Raw genomic sequence first — 19335 nt, forward strand, 5'->3', positions numbered from 1 at the left:
CATGTCCTCGCGCGATCGCATACTCGGTGACCTGTACGATCCCGGCGGCCCCGTCCCCGGGGCCTCCGTCGAGGCCCAATGGGTGAACCTGCGCTGGCGCCGGATACCCACGTGGATCGCGGTGACGACCGTGTCGATCGCCGTGGGCGCGGCCATCGCCCTCCGCATGGCCGAGGAGGTGGGCAAGCCCTACATCGGCCCGAGCGAGATCACCGGCGGCGCCGTGTTCCTCGTGGCCTCGGTCGTCGTGGCGGTGTGGATGGTGTGGGTCGCCCCGAGGGTGTTCACCCGTCAGGGCGTGGCGGCCGACGCCATCGGCATCGCGCTGATCCAGGAGCCCAACCTGTGGTCTCCGGATCGGACCGTGCGGATCCCGTGGGGCGCGGTCCGATCGATCACCGAACGCGAGGTCTTCGTCGGCCGGTCCGGCGAGCAGAGGAGGGTCGCCAAGGTCGGCCTGCTGGTGGACGCGGACGTCCGCGGCGTCACGTTGCCGAGCTGGGTCGGGGCCGTGCCGGGATCGCCCCCGGTCCGCGTCGAGATCACGCCGGGGAACAGGAGGCGGCCGGAGGTCGTCCAGGCGTTCCGCGAAGTGCGGCCCGACCTCCTCACGTAGAGCAGACCCGGTCCGTGGCCGAGGGCCGGGTCAGGACCGTGCGTTCAATTCCGCCTGAAGGATCTTGAGGGCGGGCTTGTAGGCCATCTGAGCCGTGAGACGGGACAGCTCCGCTGTGGCATCGTCGCCCTTCATCATGCAGAGCGCGTGTGCGCACGCATTGGCGAGCTTCGGGATCCCCGGCGACGAGCCCGACGGGGGCGTTCGCAGGGCCTCTTCCAGAACGGTGCCCACGCCGCGCACCGTCTCAGCGCGCGTGGGGAGCAGGGCGAGCAGCCACACCAGGCCGCGTGCGGCGTTGGCGTTGTAGGAGTCGGGGGCGAAGTAGGTGTGCGGGTCGCTCACCAGGGGGAGCCATCCGAGCACGCGTTCCGCGAACTCCTCGCCGTCGATGCGGGAGAGCAGCGCCCGCCCCGACTCCTCCCACGCGGCGTCGGGCCTCGGCTTGGTCGCGGTGGCCGCGTGTCGGACCGCTTCGGTCCACACGCCCGGCAGGTCGGCCAGCTCGGCGAGGGCGCGGTCGGTCCACACGTGGCCCGGGTTGAGGACCGGGCCGCGGTCGGCCAGCAGCCGCACCACCTTCCGCAGCTCCTTCGCCTTGAAGGGGCGCGGGGAGAAGTACTCGTGGCGCATCCTGGCGCCGATCGCGTCCGGGATGTCCCGGCCGGAGGCCAGCTGAGCCCATGCGGTCTCGATCATCTCGACAGTGCGGACGAGGTCGTCGGGGTCGAACCGGAGCGCCTCCTCGCGTGCGGCGGCCAGCCGGTCGTCGGGCCTGTCCAGCGACAGGGACAGCGCGGCGTGCATGCGGACGACCCTGATGCGGCGGTACTCGGGGGCGTGCGGGGCGTAGAGGTCGGCGCAGGCGTCCATGAGCGCGCCGCGGACGTTCTCGGGGAGGGTGCGCACCTGGTCGACGGTTTCGGCGAAGTCCTTGTCCGCCAGCACGGATTCGGCGGCCTCCTCGATGTCGCCACGGGCGACGGCCGCGAGGAGCATCGGCTTCAAGGCGTCGAACCCGAGGTGTTCCAGATGGCCTGAGGAGAGCGCGGCGTGCAGGTCTTGGAGCCGGGCCCGCTGTTCCGGGTCGTCGACGCGGCCGAGGCCGAGCATCCAGTCCACCGCCATGATGAGCCGATTCCTGTGCTCGGTGGAGAACGTGCGCAGGCGCTCGGCGGTCCACGGGAAGTCGTCGGACTCGGCGGCCGCCTTCAATACGACCTCCCTGGCGTCGGCTTGAGCGGAGTTCTCCACGCGCATGGTGGCGAGGACCCGCGCCTCCAGGCCGTCGGTCTCCAACAGGTCGACCCGGTTCGCGAGCAGGCCGGCGTGCAAGGTGAGGAGTCGGGACCGGCGCTCGTCCGAGTCCGCCGCCTTGTACATCTCCACGCAGGCTTCGGCCATTCGACGGCGGATGTCCACCGGAAGGCGTGCCAGGAGTCTGACCGCCCGGGGAGAGCCGTCGGCCGCCAGCGCGCGCTCGCAGCCGGCCTCGGGGCCGTCGGTGCCGACCAGGGATTCGATCGCGCTCTCGTACTCGTGGGCCGTGTAGAAGGCGGACATCGGTCTCCTGCCGGGGAAGGGGAAGGGGCGTACTACGGCCTACCGTGTCCCCCCGACCTTTCTGGAATCGGTCTTCTGGAATCGGCGTCACTCACGGAATGAACACGCCTGCGGAGCGGAGCCGGGCCTCGATCAGGTCGAGCAGCCGGGTGCCGGCCGGCGACTGGTTGCCGAAACGGCTGATGAGCCGGTACCGGTCCGCGGGCGCGGACCGGGCCTGCTGGAAGCTGGTGACGACCTTGAGCATCGCGGGGTGGGCCAGCGCGTACTCCGCCATGGCGGTGGCGACCTCCTCCAGGCGGGGGTCGTCCGGCTCCCAGTCGAGGGCCTCCTGCGCGCGCCGGTGCATGGCGATGGCGTGCGGATCGGCCAGGGCCTCCTCCAGGTTGTCGAGGTAGTCGTCGAAGGCGTCGGGGTCCAGCGCCCGGGCCAGGACCATGCCCTCCCGGGTGGCCGCCACCTCCTCCTCGGGGAGCCCGGCGTCGCGTCCGCGTTCGAGGAGGTCCGCGGCGCGGTCGGGGAGCAGCGCCTGGTCGCCGGCGGCGAGGCGGCGGAGCATGGCGCGACGGGCGGTGAGCTCCTCGATCCGCTCGTTCAGCTGCTCCTCGACCTCGGCGACGGCCTTGGCGAAGCGCTCGGGGCCGTACTCCAGCATGGCGCCGATCTCGGCCAGCGGCACCCCGGCGGCGGCGAGGGTGCGGATGCGGACGAGCCGCAGTACCTCGGCCGCGCCGTAGCGGCGGTAGCCGGAGCCGTCGCGCGGGGGCTCGTCGAGCAGGCCGATCCGGTGGTAGTGCCGGACGGCCTTGACCGTCACTTCGGCGAAGGAGGCCGCCTGGCCGATCGTGAGTCCGTCCGTCATCGGTGCGGTGCTTCCTTCCGCTCGGGGGGCGTGCGCCGAGTGTGCGCCTTGACCTTGGGCCAGGGTCAAGACTCCCGTTTGGGATGCGGCCGGTCGATTCCGTGTGATCCAGATCACACTTGAGGTTGACCTTAGGTCAGGCCGGAGGCTTCTCGTAGCGGCACAGAGGCAGGGAGCCGGCCGCACAGGACGAGAACGAAGGAGCGGATCACGATGAACACCCCCCTTTCCGGCCAGAACGAGAGCGTTTCCCGGCCCGGCGACGCGGGTCCGGCCCGTCCGGAGCTGAAGAAGGCGATGGAGGAGATCGTCGAGACCGGGTTCCTCGGGGTGTCGCTGCGGGTGCGCGACCGGCGCGGCGAGTGGGTCGGCAGCGTGGGCAGGGCCGAGCTCGACGGGACCGACGCGCCGCCGGTCGACGGGTACACGAGGATCGGCAGCACCACCAAGACCTTCGCCGCCGCCCTGGTGCTGCGGACGGTGGCCGAGGGCCGGATCGGGCTGGACACCCGCGCCGCCGACCACCTGCCCGGGTTCGACCTGGACGAGCGGATAACGGTGCGGATGCTGCTGCAGCACACCAGCGGGGTCTTCAACTTCACCGGGGAGTACGACGAGGACGGGACGCTGCTGCCGGGGATCACCACGCCCTACGGCACGAGCACCGAGGAGTGGCTGGAGAGCCAGCGGGAGAGCACCCGCCCGGAGGAGCTGGTGCGGCTGGCGCTGTCCAAGCCGACGATGTTCGAGCCGGGGGAGAAGTGGGGCTACGCCAACACCAACTACGTGCTGGCCCGGCTGCTGGTCGAGAACGTCACCGGCCGCTCGTTCCCTGAGGAGATGCAGCGCCAGATCCTCGGCCCGCTCGGGCTGACGCGTACGATCCTGCCGGAGGACTCGCCGGAGATCCCCGCGCCGCACGCCCACGGCTACTTCCGCTATGAGAAGGACGGCGAGCAGAAGACGGTGGACATCACCCGCCAGAACCCCTCCTGGCTCTCCACCGGCGGCGACATGATCTCGTCGACCGAGGACCTGGCCGTGTTCATCACCGCACTGGTCGGCGGCCACATCGTCCCGCCCGAGCTGCTGGAGGAGATGTACACGCCGGTGTCCACGGGGATCCCGTCGATGGACTACGGCCTGGGGGTGTTCGTGCAGAAGACGGAGGGCGGCGCGACCATCATCAACCACAACGGCGGTGTTCCGGGGTACGCGGCGATGATGTCCGCCTCGCCCGACGGGGACACGGTCATGACGGCGGCGGTGAACTACGTGGACGACCCCGAGATCACCATGGCCGTCCAGGGGCAGGAGGCCTACCAGAAGCTCGTGAAGGCGGTGTTCTAGGCGAGAACGGTCGTGCAGGCCCCAGGGGAAGCAGCGAGGCCAGGTCCCGGAGATACCGGTGACCTGGCCTCTCCTTCATGTCCTCCAGGGAGTGGACGGCGGGCCGGGCCGCCGGGCCCAATGGACGGGCTCAGACGGACGGGCTCAGGCCGACCACGGACATGCGGAAGAGGCGGTCCGCCGCTCCGGCGGGATCGGGGTGGTTCTCCGTGGCGAGCGTGATGCCCACGATCAGGGTGATCAGGTCGGTGACGGTGGTGTCCGCCGCTACCGCCCCTTCCCGCGCGGCGCGGTGGAGCAGGGGTTCGGCGGCCTGCTCAAGGGCCGCCGAGCAGGTGTCCTGTTGCCCCGGGGCGGCAGCGGCGCAGTCATAGGCCAACGCGGCGGCCAGGCCCCGTGTGGAAACGCAGTAGGCGACCACCTCGCCCAGCCACTCCAGGAGCGCGCCCCGGCTGTCGTCCTCATCGGCCAGCTCGCGGGCGCGGTCGGCCAGGGCGTCGACGCGGCTCCGGGAGACCGCCTCCAGCAGCGCGTGGCGGGTGGGGAAGTGGCGGCGCACAGTGGCCGAGCCGACCCCTGCGGTGCGGGCGATCGCCTCCAGTGAGGCGCCAGCGCCTTGGGCGGCCACTTCCTCCTCGGCGACGGCGAGGATGCGCGCGTAGTTGCGTCGGGCGTCCGAGCGCTGCCGCTCGGGCATGGCGTCACCTCCATGGTTGCTAAACGGCGGGCCCCGCCATATCGTACGGCAAGTGAAACGGCGGGCCCCGCCGTTTTGGTTCGAGCATCTTCGAGCACCGAGGAGAGCCATGTCCACAGACTCCGCCCCCGTCCTGGTCACCGGCGCGACGGGCAGGCAGGGCGGCGCCACGGCGCGCGCCCTGCGCGCGGCGGGTGTGCCCGTCCGCGCCCTGGTGCGCGACCCGGCAACGGCCAGGGCCGAGGCCCTCAAGGCGCTCGGTGTCGAACTGGTCACCGGTGACCTGCGCGACCGCGCCTCCATCGCCCGCGCCGCAGAAGGCGCCCGTGCGGTCTTCTCGGTGCAGATGCCCGCCATGGACGCGGAAGGCGTCGACTTCGAGGGAGAAGTCGCCCAGGGGACCAACCTCATCGAGGGGGCGAAGGCGGCCGGGGTGCCGCAGTTCGTGCACACCTCCGCCAGCGGCGCCGGTCGGCACACGTCGGCGCCGGGGTGGGTGGAGGGCCGCTGGCCTTTCATAGAGCCCGCCTTGGAGGCCAAGAGCGCGATCCAGGACCGGCTCCGGGAGGCGGGCTTCGCCCGATGGACGCTCCTCAAGCCGAGCTGCTTCATGGACAACTTCCTGCCGTCCACGGCGTACATGTTCCCGCGCGGCGTCGACGGCGGCCTGGTGTCCGTCCTGCGGCCTGAGACCCGGGTGTCCTTGATCGCCGTGGGCGACATCGGAGCGGCGGCGGCCGCGGCCATCGCCGATCCCGAGCGCTTCGACCGGGTCGAACTGGAGCTGGCGAGCGACTACCTGTCGATGACGGAGATCGCCGCCGTCCTCTCTCGCGCGCTGGGCACGGCCGTGTCCGCACCCGACATGACCACGGAGGAGGCCGAGGCCGCAGGCATGCCCCCGATGGGGGCGTCACTCGGGTGGCTGAACGAGGTCGGCCAGCCCGCCCGTCCGGAGTTCGCGAGAGCCCTCGGCATCCGGCCCACCAGCTTCGAGGAATGGGCGAAGGAGCACATGAGGGCCGATGCCTGAAGGCCCCTCCGGGCAGGCGCGACGCGCCACGGGGCACTCGGCTACCGACAGCGGTGTCCGCCACAGGCCGTCCCGGCCGCTCGCACCGATCTGCTGTCATGGCGTGGGTGAGGGCAGCGTCCGCACGCCGTCGGAGCGGCGTCGTCGAGGGCGTTCCCTTCGAGCAGGGCGTGGACCAGGGCGCGGGTGCGGACCTCGTCGGGGACGGGGCCGTGGGTGGACGCGACGAGGTGGTCGAACGGGCGCCAGAGGCCGCCGTCCATGTCGGCCGGGACGAGCAGGCCGCTCGCTCCGAGCCTGACCTGCTGGGCCCAGGCGAGCGCCTCGTCGAAGCCCTCGGGGCGCAGGGCCTCGGCCCCGTGCAGGTAGGCGGTGTGCGTGTGCCTGAGCAGGTCGGGGGACAGGCCGGAGACCAGGCCGGTGCGGTACAGGTCGATCGCGGCGGAGACCACCGCACGGCCGCGGGGGTGGCCGCCGGTGTCGGTGCACCGGTTCGCGCCCTGCCAGATCTCGACCAGGAGGGGGCCTGCCGCCAGGTATTCGGCCACCCCGTGGACGCCGTGGCGGGCGGTGTGCGCGGCGGTGCGCAGGCGGGGGTCGCCGTGTCCGGCGGCGCGCTCGGTCTCCTCGGCCGACCAGGTCCGCTCCAGGAGGAGGGGGTCGAGGCGCCTGAGCAGGTCGACCGTGCGCCTGGGCCCCGGCGTCGCGTGCGCCGGAGGGGGAGGGAGGGCGCGGTGGGCGTCGAGGTAGTCGGTGCGCAGGGTCATGGCCACGATGGTGCGGCCGCGCGTGAGCAGGTTCAGGGTGGCCTCGGTCAGGTGCGCCCCCTCGTCCTCCAGGAAGCCGTCGACGTCGTCGAGCCACACCACGACGCCGGAGCCGAACGGGGACGGGGGCGAGACGAGCCGCCGGGCCAGCGTGTCCAGTGCCGTTCCCGTCGGCGGGGCCACGAGCCGGCGGTGGGGCACGTTCGAGGCCAGGGCGTGCAGCAGTGAGCGGGACTTGCCGGCGCCGGAATCGCCCACCACCAGCACGACGCCGCCTGTGGCCGCGGCTGCGGCCACGGCCTGCTCGAGTTCGCCGTCGCGGTCGCGGCGTATGTAGGGGGTCAGGCGGGAGCCGCCGGGGCCGGCGGGGGCGGGGTGGACGCCCAGCAGCCGGGGATCGGCCCGGGCGACGGGCACGGCCGCGGACAGTGCGGCGTCGACCGCCTGATCGCCGCCCCGGGGCGGCTCCGGCCGCGCCTCGACGGAGATGTCGCCGGAGGTCCCGACCTGGATCAGGGTCGTCGCGGCGTTGTTGGAGGAACTGTTCCTCACGTCCGCGGGGTGGCGGGCGGGGTGCCGCGGTGCGCGGCAGCGTGCTGACCGCCATGAGAGGCCCAGCCCTTCCCCCGGCGGCAGGACGCCGCGGAGGGGGTTCGGGTCGGCGAAGCAGGCGCCGGGGCCCGTGGCCTGCTCGAGTGTGTCGCCGTCGGTCCCGGTGGGGCGTCCGGACAACGGGTCCGAGGGGTTCTGGGAGGTCATGGGAGGGCGCGTCGCCTCCTTCGACCGACCGGAAGGAAGTGCATGCACGCGAGTATGCACGTGCATTTGCAAACACAGCAAGACCTCCAAGGAGGTCTGTCCGGGGTCGGCCGGTCCGTGTGGGGTGGCCGAGGGGAGAGGTGGTGCCCTCCGTCGCCCCGTCCTGCGTGGCGACGCGTGAGAGCTCCCGGGGCGACGGGACAGAGCCTGGTACCTCTGCCTGGTCAATGGGCGGAGGCCGGCTGACCTCATCCGATGTGGGTGGGCCCGCCCCGGAGGTAGTGGTCGATCCGCCTGCCCACGGGCCCTCCTTCAGTCGAGCGGACGGGGCCAGTCATACCCTCTCGACGCCTCCAGGTAAGGCGTGAAGAGCGATGACGACGAGGGGGCGACCCGCCCATGGGCGGCGCTCGCGTCTGAGCATCTGGCAAGAAACTGGCACGCAGCGGGCACGACGCTTGGTTCCGACCATGGAAACGACAAAGGCCAGGTCCCGGAATCTACCGGCTGACCTGGCCTTTTCTTTGTGGAGCGGATGACGGGAATCGAATGCCCCAGGTTCAGGGGTGTGACCTGCATGAATTCGAGAATGTGCAGGTGAAGGGGGAGGTGTCGTCCAGGGTGTGCCGGGTTGCTCCGGGATGGTTTCCCAGTGGTGCACCCTCAGGGTGCACCACCTTTGCGGGGTCGGTGCACCCGCGAGGGTGGACGGCGGGGCTGGGCCTGCCTTTTCAGCCGTCGCCGGGGTTCGTGTGGGTGGTTCGGGTTATCCTTCGGCTGGCGTTCGCGGGTGGGCGGGGCCTGTCGCTTGGGAACCCTCGGTGCCCATGGAATCCCGGGGAGGTTCTCAAGGGGAAATGGGTGGTTTTGGTGTCCGGTGGCAGTTTCCAGGTGCCGGTCGGCGCTCTGTTCCCGGGCCGTCCTACCTGTTCAGACGCTGTGGCGGTCGCCGAAGGCGGCGGCCGAGGATCGCAACCCCAGGCCGAGGACCACGGCAAAGTGGTCCGCTCGTGGCGGTCGCCGAAGGCGGCGGCCGAGGATCGCAACACCGCCACCGACCCCGGCCTGCGCGAGGTCCGCGAGTGGCGGTCGCCGAAGGCGGCGGCCGAGGATCGCAACCCGCAGGTCAGACGTCTGTCACCCCTGTCACCCCGGTGTGGCGGTCGCCGAAGGCGGCGGCCGAGGATCGCAACATCAACGACATCCCCGCCGACACCGCCGACCCCGAGTGGCGGTCGCCGAAGGCGGCGGCCGAGGATCGCAACAGCGGCGGCGGTCCCGCACCGGCGCATCCGGCAGCGTGGCGGTCGCCGAAGGCGGCGGCCGAGGATCGCAACCTATCTGGTGTGGGATCCCACCACCACCAACATCCCGTGGCGGTCGCCGAAGGCGGCGGCCGAGGATCGCAACTGACCGGCCGGGCGGCCCTCAGGGGTCGGCGCACTGTGGCGGTCGCCGAAGGCGGCGGCCGAGGATCGCAACGCCCAAGGCGTCATCGACTTGGAGGCGCCCTGATGGTGGCGGTCGCCGAAGGCGGCGGCCGAGGATCGCAACCCTGGACTCGTCGCTGGTGCGCGGCTCGCCTGAGGTGGCGGTCGCCGAAGGCGGCGGCCGAGGATCGCAACTCCCCCACAACGCAAGCGCCCCCGGGCGGTGCTACCAGTGGCGGTCGCCGAAGGCGGCGTCCGAGGATCGCAACCGCCAGGCCTCGCGCTGGCTCGAGAGGGAGATCGCGGTGGCGGTCGCCGAAGGCGGCGACCGAGGATCGCAACCGTTGGGCGGGTTGTTGGTGGGGCGACCGCGCGGTGTGGCGGTCGCCGAAGGCGGCGACCGAGGATCGCAACTGGATGTCGCGCACGTGCTTGATCGCGCTGTGGCGTGGCGGTCGCCGAAGGCGGCGACCGAGGATCGCAACACCGGCTCCGGCGTGCCGCCTTCGGCCAGGAGGAGGGTGGCGGTCGCCGAAGGGCGTGACCGAGGATCGCAACTCGTGCTGGCGGACGGTGTAGGGGCGGGCCGTGGGGTGGCGGTTGCCGAAGGCGGCGGCCGAGGATCGCAACGACCGCATCGACCTGGCCGACACCGACGGGCTCAACAGTGGCGGTCGCCGTCAGCGGCGGCCGAGGATCGCAACACCTGGTCCGCCTACGAGCTGGGGGACAAGTCGATCGTGGCGGTCGCCGTCTGCGGCGACCGAGGATCGCAACCAGAGAGAGTGCGACGCGCTGAACAAGCAGGGGGCGGGGTAGCGGTCGCTGAAGGCGGCGACTGAGGATCGCAACGTAGGTGGGGCGGCGCTCGGTCTCCAGCCCCTCGCGGTGGCGGTCGCCGATGACGGCGCTCGAGGATCGCAACATAGTGGGCGCGAAGGCGGCGCGAGGTCCCGTCGTAGTGGCGGTCGCCCTCAGCGGCGACCGAGGATCGCAAGATCAACCCCGACACCTGCCGGTGGACCCATTGGGAAGGTGGCGGTCGCCGAAGGCGGCTGACCGAGGATCGCAACCACGTTGACGCCCATCAGCGTCCCGGCCATATGGCGTGGCGGTCGCCGAAGACGGCGACCGAGGATCGCAACGATGCGGGACATGACGGGTCTCCTGTCTGCTCTGTGGTGGCGGTCGCCCTCGATGGCGGCCGAGGATCGCAACTCCTCGGACGTGCGCGGTTCTCGGCTCCTTACCGGTGGCGGTCGCTGTCAGCGGCGGCCGAGGATCGCAACTATTGCGGAGCTGGCGGGAGTGCCCAGGGAATTCAGTGGCGGTTGCCCCAGGCGGCGACCGAGGATCGCAACACCGGCACCATCGGCCAGCTCCTGGAGGTCGTCCCGGTGGCGGTCGCCCAAGGCGGCGACCGAGGATCGCAACCTGTACTCCCCGGAGTGGCCCCGCAAGGTGACACCGGAGTGGCGGTCGCCCAAGGCGGCGGCCGAGGATCGCAACTTGGCCGGACTTCATGGGGTGAATATCCACTGCTTGTGGAGAGCGCCGGGCCGTCCTGTGGCGGCCCGGCCTCCCCAGGCGTTTGCGGTTCGATAGGGGGTACGCGGCATTTCGGCTGCTTGTGAGTGATTTTTACAGAAACCCCGGCGGGTGTCGGTGGGGTGGGCTAGCGTTCCGAGCATTCCAGCCAGACGGCTTTTCTCCGGGACGGTTGCATGGAGATCTGGGGCCACAGCGCCAATGACGTCGGTGAGCGTCACACCCTTGCTGATCATCTTCGCGGGACCGAAAAGCGGGCCCGTCGCTACGGTGCCCGGTTCCATGCAGGTGAACTCGCCGGATACCTCGGTCGGGTCCACGACGTCGGCAAGGGGAGCTGCGCCTGGCAGAACGGGCTCCTGCGGGCCGAAGCCTCCGGCGGGCGCGTGGGGATCCCGCACAAGCACGCCGGCTCCCACCTCGCCTTCAAGGCCGGACTCGGGCCCCTCGCGAACGTGGTGTTCGGGCACCACGGCGGCCTGCAGTGCCGCCCCGAGCTCAAGACGGCGCTGCGAGAGGCCCGCACCGACCACAAGGCGTCGGTCGACGAGGCCATCGACCGGGTCTCGCAGGTGGTGCCCGAGATCTTAGAGGGGCCTGGCCTCCCCTCCTGGGTCCAAGACGCCTTCACTTCCGCCCCGCTGGTCACAGACGTTCTGGTGCGTATGGTCTTCAGCACGGTGGTGGACGCCGACCGGCTCGACACGGCCGAGCACATGGACGCCATCGCGCGCCCCGACCACCCGGTGGCCGCCGGAGACCTGGTCGAGCGCTACGAGCAGGCCCGCCTGGCCCGGTTGGAGGGGCGCGCGCCGTCGCCGGTGGACGCCGACCGCGCCTGGGTCTACGAGCAGGCCGTGGCCGCCGCCGAAGGGCCGCAGGGCATCTACCGGATGCCCGCGCCCACCGGTTCGGCCAAGACCTATGCCGCGGGCGCCTTCGGGCTACACCACGCCCGCCGCCACGGGCTGGGCCGGGTGATCGTCGCCGTCCCTTTCACCACGATCACCGAACAGAACGCGAAGGAGTACCGGGACCTGCTGGAGGCCCCCGGGCAGGAGCCGGTGGTGCTGGAGCACCACAGCGGGATCGATCTGGACTCCGACGGGGGTCCGGGGAATCGGTGGGCCAAGCTCGCCTCGGAGAACTGGGACGCCCCGTTCGTGGTGACCACCACGGTGCGCCTGTTCGAGTCCCTGTTCTCCCACAAGCCCGAGGCGATGCGGCGGCTGCACCGCCTGGCCGGTTCGGTGCTGGTGCTCGACGAGGTGCAGTCGCTTCCCGACCGGCTGCTGGTGCCGATCCTGTCGATGCTGCGCACGCTGACCGAGCACTTCGGGGTCACTGTGCTGCTGGCCTCGGCCACCCAGCCGGCCTTCTTCGACCTCTCGCCCTTCCAAGACGTGCCCGCCAGCGATGTGATCGAGGACCCGGCGCCGCTGTACCGGCGCCTGGCGCGGGTGACCTACTCGTGGTGGACCGACCCGGCCCCCACCCGTGAGGAGCTGGCCGAACACGCTGCCGCCTCGCCCTCGGTGCTGGTGGTGTGCAACACCACCAGCCAGGCCCAGGAACTCCACGAAGGCATCAGCAGGCACCGGCATGCCGACGGGCCGGTGCTGCACCTGTCCACCCGCATGGTGGCCCGCCACCGCCAGGACGTCCTGGCCCAGATCACCGAGCTGAACAATGCGGGAGCCCCGGCAGCGGTCGTGTCCACCCAGCTCGTCGAGGCCGGGGTGGACCTGGACTTTCCCGAAGTCTTCCGCGCCTTCGCCCCGGCCGAGTCGCTGCAGCAGGCCGCGGGCCGGTGCAACCGCTCCGGGCGCCTGGAACAGGGCCGGGTGGTCGTCTTCGACCTGATCGGCGATGACGGAAAGGCCTCAAGCGGCGGCGAGTTCATCTACGGGGCCGCGCTGGAGGCCACTCGGGAGCACTTCGGCCCTGGAAAGGCCTGGCCCGATTCCCCCGACGTCATGGACGCCTATTACAAGGACCGGTTCAAGTACACCAACGTCGAAAACGACGGCCAGAAGATCCAGGACGCCCGCCGCGACGCCGACTTCCCCGAGGCCGACCGGCTGTTCACGATGATCAAAGAAGTGAGCATCCCGGTCGTGGCCGTGCCCACTCGCTACGCCGAAGACGCCGAACGCGTCCGCGAAATGCTCGGCCTGCTGCGCCAGGGCGTCCCGCCCGGCGGGCTTTTGCGCGAACTGCGCCCCTTCACGGCCACGCTTCCCCGCGGCCTGGCCGAGCGCAAGGCCGCCGGGCTGCTCGCCCCCGTCGTAGGCGATCTGTACGAGTGGCTCGGCGACTACGACGACGAGCGCGGCATCGTGATCGCCGATACCAAGGAGTACGTGTTTTGACCAGCCCACCCCCCGGGTCCCCGCCGCTGGCGGTGGAGGTCGAGGGCCCCTTCGCCTGCTTCACCCGCCCCGAGCTCAAGACCGAGCGGTTCAGCTACCCGGTCATGACCCCCTCGGCCGCCAAAGGCGTCCTCGAAGCGATCTTCTGGAAGCCCGAGTTCTCCTACCGCATCGAGCGCATCGAGGTCCTCAAACCCATCCGGTGGGTCTCGGTGCGGCGCAACGAGGTCGACCAGACCACCTCCGCCGACTGGGTGCGCAAGGCCATGGACGACCCGGCCGAGCGGTTCGACGTCGAAGCCCACCGCGACCAGCGCCACATGAAGGCCCTGCGCGACGTGGCCTACCGGATCCACGCCCACATCCGGCTGCGCGACCACGCCGACGCCCACCCGGCCAAATACCGCGACCAGTTCCGCCGCCGCGTCGAACGCGGGGCCTGCTTCAGCCAGCCGTTCCTGGGCACCCGCGAATTCTCCGCCTCCTTCTTCAAACCCACCGACCGCGCGCCCATCGCCGACAGCGAGGACCTGGGGGTGATGCTGCACAGCATCGACTACAGCGCCAAGCGCGAGGCCTACCGCTGGTTCCACGCCGCCATGGCCGAGGGGGTCCTGCACGTCCCCGAGCGCGGCGGCGAGCTGCCCGGCTCGCCCTCCGGGCGCACCGGCGGGAGGGGATGAAGCGGTGCTGCTCAAAGCCCTGGCCGACCACGCCCCCCACATCGAGGACCTTCCCCCGGCCCACTACCGCCCCCGCACCATCCGCTGGTGCCTGAAGCTGGACGCGCAGGGCCGGCCGTCCCCGGAGCTCCTCGACCTCGCCGGTGCCGACCACCCCACGGGCATCGAGCTCAACGCCCCCTACGTCTACCGCTCCGGGGCCAAACCCCCGCCCGTCCTGCTGGTCGACACCCTGGAGTACGTGCTCGGCGTCCCCAAGACCGACACCGAGAAGGCCCGCACAGAGGCCCGGCGCCGCAACGAGGCCTACATCGACCTGCTCCGGCAGTGGGCTCAGGCCGCCGGAGACGACGCCACGGCCCGCGCCGTGCTGGCCTGCTTCGAAGGCGGCCACCACCGGGCGGTCGAGCCGGGCAAGGCCAAACCCTCGGACCTGGTCGCGGTGGACGTGTCCGGGCAGCCCTGGCCGCACCTGCAACCGGCCGCCCAGCAGGCCTGGCAGGCCACCGTCACCGCCCGCAAAAGCGGCCGCGCCGGGCAGGGCCAGTGCCTATCCTGCGGGAAGGACCGCCCCCTGCTGGACTCGCTTCCCGAACCCGTCAAGGCCGGGCTGATCCCGACCGGCTCCAGCCGGGGCCGCGACGCCCAGCTGGTGTCGGTCAACACCTCGGCCCAAGGGCGCGGGGGCCGCATCCAGCTCTCCGACATCCCCGTGTGCGAAGCCTGCGGGGCCCGCTCGTCCGCCGTGCTCAACGCGCTCTTGGCCGACCGCCGGCACCGCTACCGCATGCCCGACTCGGTCATCACCTGGTGGCTCAAGGAGCCCACCGCCGTCTCGGTGATGGACCTGTTCGAGGCCACCGAGGCCCAGGACGTCGCGCACGTCTTCGCCGAACTCGACAAGCCGCGCGGGACCAGCGGCGCCCGGGACATCGACGCCAACCGCTTCCACGCCCTGATCCTGTCGGTCAACCAGAGCCGCGTCATCGTGCGCGATTGGATCGACGTGGCCCTGCGCCAGGAACTGGACAAGCTGTCGTCCTGGTTCGACGACCACCAGGTCCAGGACTGGCGCAGCGACGGCCCGCGCCCCGTCCCGGTCTGGCGTATGGCCGCATCACTGGGCCGTGGACGGGACACCGCCGAAGGGTGGCGCTACCTGCCCGACACCGCACCCGACGGCGCCCAGCGCCAGCTCATGCTGGCCGCCCTCAACGACACCGTGCCACCCCGGTCCCTGCTGTCCCATCTCAACCAGCGCATCGGCGCCGACGGCCGCATCGACCACCCCCGCGCCGCCCTGCTGCGCCTGCTGTTCAACCGCACATTCGCAACCGACCACGGAGAGGTGCCGCCCGTGCTCCAAGAGGACCGCCCCGACCCGGCCTACGTGGCCGGGCGCCTTTTCGCCGTGCTGGAGTCCCTGCAGTACCGGGCCCTGCGCGACCCGGAGACCGGCGAGGGCCCCAACAGCACCATCGCCGACAAGTGGCTCTCGGCGGCAAAGGCCACCCCGCGCTCCCGGATGGAGCCGCTCCTGGACAAGTCCCAGGCCCACCTGCGCCGCCTGCGCGCCTCGGGCAAGCCCAAGGACAAGGCCGCCCAGCACGCCTACTTCACCACCATCTGCACCCTGCACGACCTGCTGGAGGGCCCGCTGCCCGACACCCTCGACCAGGAGGGCCAGTCCCTGTTCAGCCTGGGCTACTACCAGCAGCACTCCCACGACCAGCGCCAGCGCCGCGCCCACGCCAACGGCGGCACCGACCAGGAAGAGCAGCGATGACCACCACGCCCGCCCACCTCGACCCCGAGCGCAAGCACGACTTCGTCTTCTTCTTCGACGTGCGCGACGGCAACCCCAACGGCGACCCGGACGCCGCAGGCGCCCCGCGCACCGACCCCGACACCGGCCAGGGCCTGGTCACCGACGTGGCCCTCAAACGCAAGATCCGCAACACCATCCCCCTGTTCAAGCAGGGCCAGCCCGGCTTCGACATCTACGTCGAAGCCGGGGTCTCCCTCAACTCCCAGCACGAACGCGCCTACACCGAACTGGGCCTCAAGGGCGACAAGAACGACAAGAAGCAGACCGCCGGCAACCAGCCCCGCGCCCGCGACTGGATGTGCCAGACCTTCTTCGACGTGCGCATGTTCGGCGCGGTGATGAGCACCGGCGACAAGCCCGCCGGGCGCGTCCAGGGACCGCTCCAGCTCACCTTCTCCCGCTCCCTGCACCCGGTGCTGCAACAGGAGCACGGCATCACCCGCATCACCCAGACCCGCACCGCCGACATCGACAAGGGCGAGTCCACCGAGATGGGCAACAAGCACACCGTGCCCTACGGGCTCTACCAGGGCTTCGGCCACTTCAGCGCCCCACTGGCCCAGCGCACCGGCGTCACCGCCGACGACATGGAGTCCTTCTGGCGGGCCATGACCATGATGTTCGAGCACGACCGCGCCTCCTCCCGCGGGGAGATGGCCATGCGCGGGCTGTACGTGTTCACCCACGACGACGCCTTCGGCCGCGCCCCGGCCCACACCCTCTTCGACCGCGTGCACGCCGACCTGGTTGACGAGCACCAGCAGCGTCCGGTGCGCTCCTTCAGCGATTACAAGATCACCGCCGACGAGGACGGCCTGCCCGAGGGCATCACGCTGACGCCGCTGGTCGCCGGGTGAGCACCGCAGGCGGGGCGCAGGAGCTGCTGCCGGTGCCCCTGTCCGCGCTGGAGCACTACGACTACTGCCCCCGCCAGGCCGGGCTCATCCTGCTGGAGGACGGCTTCGCTGACGACGCCGCCACGGTGCGCGGCACCCTGGCCCACCACCGGGTCCACGACCCCGGACAGGAGTCCCGCCCCAGCGTGCGCACCCTGCGGGCCCTGCCCGTGTGGCACCACGGCCTGGGGATGACCGGTGTGTGCGACGTGGTGGAGCTCCTCCCCGACGGCACCGTCCTTCCGGTGGAGTACAAGTCCGGGGCCTACAAGCCGGGCGGGGCCGCCGACGTCCAGGTGGCGGCGCAGGCGATGTGCCTGGAGGAGCGCATGGACACCCGCATCGCCGATGCGGCCGTCTACTCCATGGCCGACCGGCGCCGCCACACCGTTGCCGTCGACGAGGAACTGCGCGAGCGCGTGCGCTCGGCCGTCGAGCAGGTGCGCGCCGTCATGACCGGCTCGGTCCTGCCGCCCCCGGCCGCCGACGCCCGCTGTCGGCGCTGCTCGATGAACACCTCCTGCATGCCCAAAGTCCTGGCCGGACAGGCCCGCTACCAGCGCCACCTGGCCGCCCTGTACCGGCCCGCCGAGGAGACCGAGTGGGATGACTGAACTCCTCAACACCCTCTACGTCCAGACCCCGGGAGCCTCCCTGCACCTGGACGGCGACACGGTGCGCATCGTCCTGCCCGAGACCGAGGGCCGGACCACGCTGCCGCTGCTGAGACTGGAATCGATCGTGGCCATGGGGGAGGTGCACGTCACCTCGCCCCTGCAGGACCGCTGCGCCCAGGACGGGCGCCCCATCGTGTGGATGACCCGCGGCGGCAGGTACCGCTACCGCGTCGAAGGGCCCACCCGAGGGAACGTGCTGCTGCGCCACTGCCAGCACCTGGCCCACGCGGACGAGGCCAAGCGGCTGGAGATCGCGCGGGCCTGCGTGGCCGGCAAGATCCAGAACAGCAGGCAGGTCCTGCTCAGGGGTGCCCGCGACTCCACGACGCACAAGCAGGAGCTGCGGGACAAGGCCGCCGCGCTGGAAGGCTCTCTGGAGACGGCGGCCGGGGCCGCCGACATCGGCGAGCTGTTCGGGGCCGAAGGATTCGCGGCACGGGCCTACTTCGAGGCCTTCGCCCTGATGGTGCGCCCGGAGAGCGGGTTCACCTTCCCCGGGCGTATCAAGCGCCCGCCGACCGACCCGGTCAACGCCCTGCTGTCGTTCCTCTACGGGCTGGTGCGCTCCACGGTGCACGGCGCCTGCGAACAGGTGGGGCTGGACCCGTACGTGGGGTTCCTGCACGGTATCCGGCCGGGGAAACCGGCGCTGGCCCTGGACATGATGGAGGAGTTCCGGGCCGTCATCACCGACCGGCTCGCCCTGACCCTGGTCAACCGGCGCCAGGTGAACCCCGACCACTTCGAGACCCTGCCCGGCGGGGCGGTGCAGCTGACCGAGGAGGGGCGCAAGGTCGTGCTCACCCAATGGCAGCAGCACCGCCGGAAGGACCAGTCGCACCGGGTGCTGGGACGCAGGGTCCAGCACGCGCTGATGCCTTCGGTGCAGGCCCGCCTGATGGCCCGCCACCTGCGCGACGAGCTGCCGGGCTATGTTCCCTGGACGGTGTGAATGGAACTGCTCATCACCTACGACGTGGCCACCACGACCCCGGAGGGCGCCCAGAGGCTGCGCCGCGTGGCCAAGCTGTGCGAGGGGTTCGGGATGCGGGTGCAGAAGTCGGTGTTCGAGGTCGTGTGCGGCGAGGCGGACCTGGTGCGGTTGAACGACCAGCTGGCGCGCATCATCGACGAGGAAGAGGACAGCATCCGGGTGTACCGGATGAACCGCGGGTCGTTCAAAGCGGTGGCAACGATGGGACGAGCCCGTGCGCTGCCGCATGATGATGCGCTGGTGCTGTAGTTGGGAACCTCCGGTGCCTATGGAGTCCCGGGGAGGTTCTCAAGGAGTTTTGCGCCTTTTGATGGCGGAGAGTCCGGTTCGCGCGTGGGGTTCACCGTCGCGCTCGGGGGCATTTCGCCACTTCAGGCGCTGTGGCGGTCGCCCTCAGCGGCGACCGAGGATCGCAACTGCTGTACCTGCTCATCCTGGTGATCGCGATCGTGGGGTGGCGGTCGCCCTCAGCGGCGACCGAGGATCGCAACCGCGAATGAGACGATGGCTGAGCGCGAAGAGCGTGGTGGCGGTCGCCCTCAGCGGCGACCGAGGATCGCAACCGGCCGGTGGCGCCGAGCCCGGTGAGGTGGCCGAGTGGCGGTCGCCCTCAGCGGCGACCGAGGATCGCAACTCCTTCGGAAGCCAGAGGACATCCTTGGACTCGTCGTGGCGGTCGCTCTCAGCGGCGACCGAGGATCGCAACTCCCTCGGGTTGTGAGGGCTGACCGTAGACGGCCCCGTGGCGGTCGCCCTCAGCGGCGACCGAGGATCGCAACACCAAGTGGGCGTGCCTGGTGGCGACGTACGCGATGGTGGCGGTCGCCCTCAGCGGCGACCGAGGATCGCAACCAGGTCGCCCCCGAAACCGTCGGCCGGTGGGCGCGGTGGCGGTCGCCCTCAGCGGCGACCGAGGATCGCAACACCGCCATCTGGGACACCTGGGGCGACAACATCCTCAGTGGCGGTCGCCCTCAGCGGCGACCGAGGATCGCAACGTCTCGGGTTGATGGTGGTTAGGCTATCGCTGCCGCGGTGGCGGTCGCCCTCAGCAGCGGCCGAGGATCGCAACACGTTCGCTTACGCGTACCACTGTTCCCGCAGGTCGTGGCGGTCGCCCTCAGCGGTGACCGAGGATCGGGTACCGGGCAGTGTGTTGGTGGAATTGCACCACTCTCCGGGACGTGACCCGGCCCTGGTTCGGCTGGCCGGGTGTGGCGTGTATGTGGCACGCAGCGGGCAGGATGCTTGGTTCCGACC

At 71.2% G+C, this 19335-nt stretch carries 14 protein-coding genes and 1 CRISPR repeat array; of the genes, 10 read left to right on the forward strand and 4 right to left on the reverse strand.

What is annotated here, in order from left to right; translation table 11 throughout:
* The first annotated feature begins 1 nt into the window (after position 1).
* The gene (locus O4J56_RS00110) at positions 2 to 616 is read left to right on the forward strand and encodes a hypothetical protein (RefSeq protein ID WP_270682941.1); all 615 of its coding nucleotides are present in this window, start codon (positions 2 to 4) and stop codon (positions 614 to 616) included.
* Positions 617 to 646: 30 nt separating this feature from the next.
* Here the strand turns inward: O4J56_RS00110 and O4J56_RS00115 are convergent, their stop codons facing one another.
* Both O4J56_RS00115 and O4J56_RS00120 read right to left on the reverse strand, forming a co-directional pair.
* Positions 647 to 2179 (reverse strand): hypothetical protein, encoded by a 1533-nt coding sequence (locus O4J56_RS00115; protein ID WP_270682942.1) that lies wholly within the window; start codon positions 2177 to 2179, stop codon positions 647 to 649.
* Between the two features lie 91 nt (positions 2180 to 2270).
* On the reverse strand, positions 2271 to 3041 hold the full coding sequence (locus O4J56_RS00120; RefSeq protein WP_270682943.1) for a MerR family transcriptional regulator: 771 nt from the start codon (positions 3039 to 3041) through the stop codon (positions 2271 to 2273).
* Positions 3042 to 3254: 213 nt separating this feature from the next.
* On the opposite strand from O4J56_RS00120, the gene O4J56_RS00125 reads away from it, so the two are divergent.
* Positions 3255 to 4391 (forward strand): serine hydrolase domain-containing protein, encoded by a 1137-nt coding sequence (locus O4J56_RS00125; RefSeq protein WP_270682944.1) that lies wholly within the window; start codon positions 3255 to 3257, stop codon positions 4389 to 4391.
* 130 nt (positions 4392 to 4521) lie between these two features.
* On the opposite strand, the gene O4J56_RS00130 is transcribed toward O4J56_RS00125, so the two are convergent.
* Positions 4522 to 5088, reverse strand: coding sequence for a TetR/AcrR family transcriptional regulator (locus O4J56_RS00130; RefSeq protein WP_270682945.1), 567 nt, complete (start codon positions 5086 to 5088; stop codon positions 4522 to 4524).
* Positions 5089 to 5197: 109 nt separating this feature from the next.
* Between O4J56_RS00130 and O4J56_RS00135 the strand changes: the two genes are divergently transcribed.
* Positions 5198 to 6121, forward strand: a complete 924-nt coding sequence (locus O4J56_RS00135) for an NmrA family NAD(P)-binding protein (protein ID WP_270682946.1) — start codon at positions 5198 to 5200, stop codon at positions 6119 to 6121.
* A gap of 41 nt (positions 6122 to 6162) precedes the next feature.
* Here the strand turns inward: O4J56_RS00135 and O4J56_RS00140 are convergent, their stop codons facing one another.
* Positions 6163 to 7440, reverse strand: a complete 1278-nt coding sequence (locus O4J56_RS00140; RefSeq protein WP_270682947.1) for a hypothetical protein — start codon at positions 7438 to 7440, stop codon at positions 6163 to 6165.
* 3361 nt (positions 7441 to 10801) lie between these two features.
* On the opposite strand from O4J56_RS00140, the gene cas3 reads away from it, so the two are divergent.
* Genes cas3 through cas2 form a run of 7 tightly spaced genes read left to right on the forward strand, consistent with a single transcriptional unit; the run spans position 10802 to position 18324 of the window.
* The gene (gene cas3, locus O4J56_RS00145) at positions 10802 to 12997 is read left to right on the forward strand and encodes a CRISPR-associated helicase Cas3' (protein WP_270682948.1); all 2196 of its coding nucleotides are present in this window, start codon (positions 10802 to 10804) and stop codon (positions 12995 to 12997) included.
* Entirely contained in the window at positions 12994 to 13680 is a 687-nt protein-coding gene (gene cas5c / locus O4J56_RS00150) for a type I-C CRISPR-associated protein Cas5c (RefSeq protein WP_270682949.1), read from the forward strand. The genes cas3 and cas5c overlap by 4 nt, the downstream gene beginning before the upstream one ends.
* A gap of 4 nt (positions 13681 to 13684) precedes the next feature.
* Positions 13685 to 15466, forward strand: coding sequence for a type I-C CRISPR-associated protein Cas8c/Csd1 (cas8c, locus tag O4J56_RS00155; RefSeq protein WP_270682950.1), 1782 nt, complete (start codon positions 13685 to 13687; stop codon positions 15464 to 15466).
* Positions 15463 to 16365 (forward strand): type I-C CRISPR-associated protein Cas7/Csd2, encoded by a 903-nt coding sequence (cas7c, locus tag O4J56_RS00160; RefSeq protein WP_270682951.1) that lies wholly within the window; start codon positions 15463 to 15465, stop codon positions 16363 to 16365. The genes cas8c and cas7c overlap by 4 nt, the downstream gene beginning before the upstream one ends.
* A complete protein-coding gene (gene cas4 / locus O4J56_RS00165) occupies positions 16362 to 17018 on the forward strand; it encodes a CRISPR-associated protein Cas4 (protein WP_270682952.1) in 657 nt (218 codons plus the stop codon). Before cas7c ends, cas4 begins: the two co-directional genes overlap by 4 nt.
* Positions 17011 to 18033 (forward strand): type I-C CRISPR-associated endonuclease Cas1c, encoded by a 1023-nt coding sequence (gene cas1c, locus O4J56_RS00170; RefSeq protein ID WP_270682953.1) that lies wholly within the window; start codon positions 17011 to 17013, stop codon positions 18031 to 18033. Before cas4 ends, cas1c begins: the two co-directional genes overlap by 8 nt.
* Positions 18034 to 18324, forward strand: a complete 291-nt coding sequence (gene cas2, locus O4J56_RS00175; RefSeq protein ID WP_017540923.1) for a CRISPR-associated endonuclease Cas2 — start codon at positions 18034 to 18036, stop codon at positions 18322 to 18324.
* A gap of 131 nt (positions 18325 to 18455) precedes the next feature.
* Positions 18456 to 19219: direct repeats of the CRISPR family, unit length 37 nt; unit sequence GTGGCGGTCGCCCTCAGCGGCGACCGAGGATCGCAAC.
* The last annotated feature ends 116 nt before the right edge of the window (positions 19220 to 19335 follow it).

The organism is Nocardiopsis endophytica, assembly GCF_027706725.1.
Classification (GTDB): domain Bacteria; phylum Actinomycetota; class Actinomycetes; order Streptosporangiales; family Streptosporangiaceae; genus Nocardiopsis_A; species Nocardiopsis_A endophytica.

Excerpts from the sequence above, each read along its gene's own strand:
- O4J56_RS00110 (WP_270682941.1), top strand. The coding sequence starts at position 2 with ATGTCCTCGCGCGATCGCATACTCGGTGACCTGTACGATCCCGGCGGC.
- O4J56_RS00115 (WP_270682942.1), bottom strand. The coding sequence starts at position 2,179 with ATGTCCGCCTTCTACACGGCCCACGAGTACGAGAGCGCGATCGAATCC.
- O4J56_RS00120 (WP_270682943.1), bottom strand. The coding sequence starts at position 3,041 with ATGACGGACGGACTCACGATCGGCCAGGCGGCCTCCTTCGCCGAAGTG.
- O4J56_RS00125 (WP_270682944.1), top strand. The coding sequence starts at position 3,255 with ATGAACACCCCCCTTTCCGGCCAGAACGAGAGCGTTTCCCGGCCCGGC.
- O4J56_RS00130 (WP_270682945.1), bottom strand. The coding sequence starts at position 5,088 with ATGCCCGAGCGGCAGCGCTCGGACGCCCGACGCAACTACGCGCGCATC.
- O4J56_RS00135 (WP_270682946.1), top strand. The coding sequence starts at position 5,198 with ATGTCCACAGACTCCGCCCCCGTCCTGGTCACCGGCGCGACGGGCAGG.
- cas3 (WP_270682948.1), top strand. The coding sequence starts at position 10,802 with ATGGAGATCTGGGGCCACAGCGCCAATGACGTCGGTGAGCGTCACACC.
- cas7c (WP_270682951.1), top strand. The coding sequence starts at position 15,463 with ATGACCACCACGCCCGCCCACCTCGACCCCGAGCGCAAGCACGACTTC.
- cas1c (WP_270682953.1), top strand. The coding sequence starts at position 17,011 with ATGACTGAACTCCTCAACACCCTCTACGTCCAGACCCCGGGAGCCTCC.
- cas2 (WP_017540923.1), top strand. The coding sequence starts at position 18,034 with ATGGAACTGCTCATCACCTACGACGTGGCCACCACGACCCCGGAGGGC.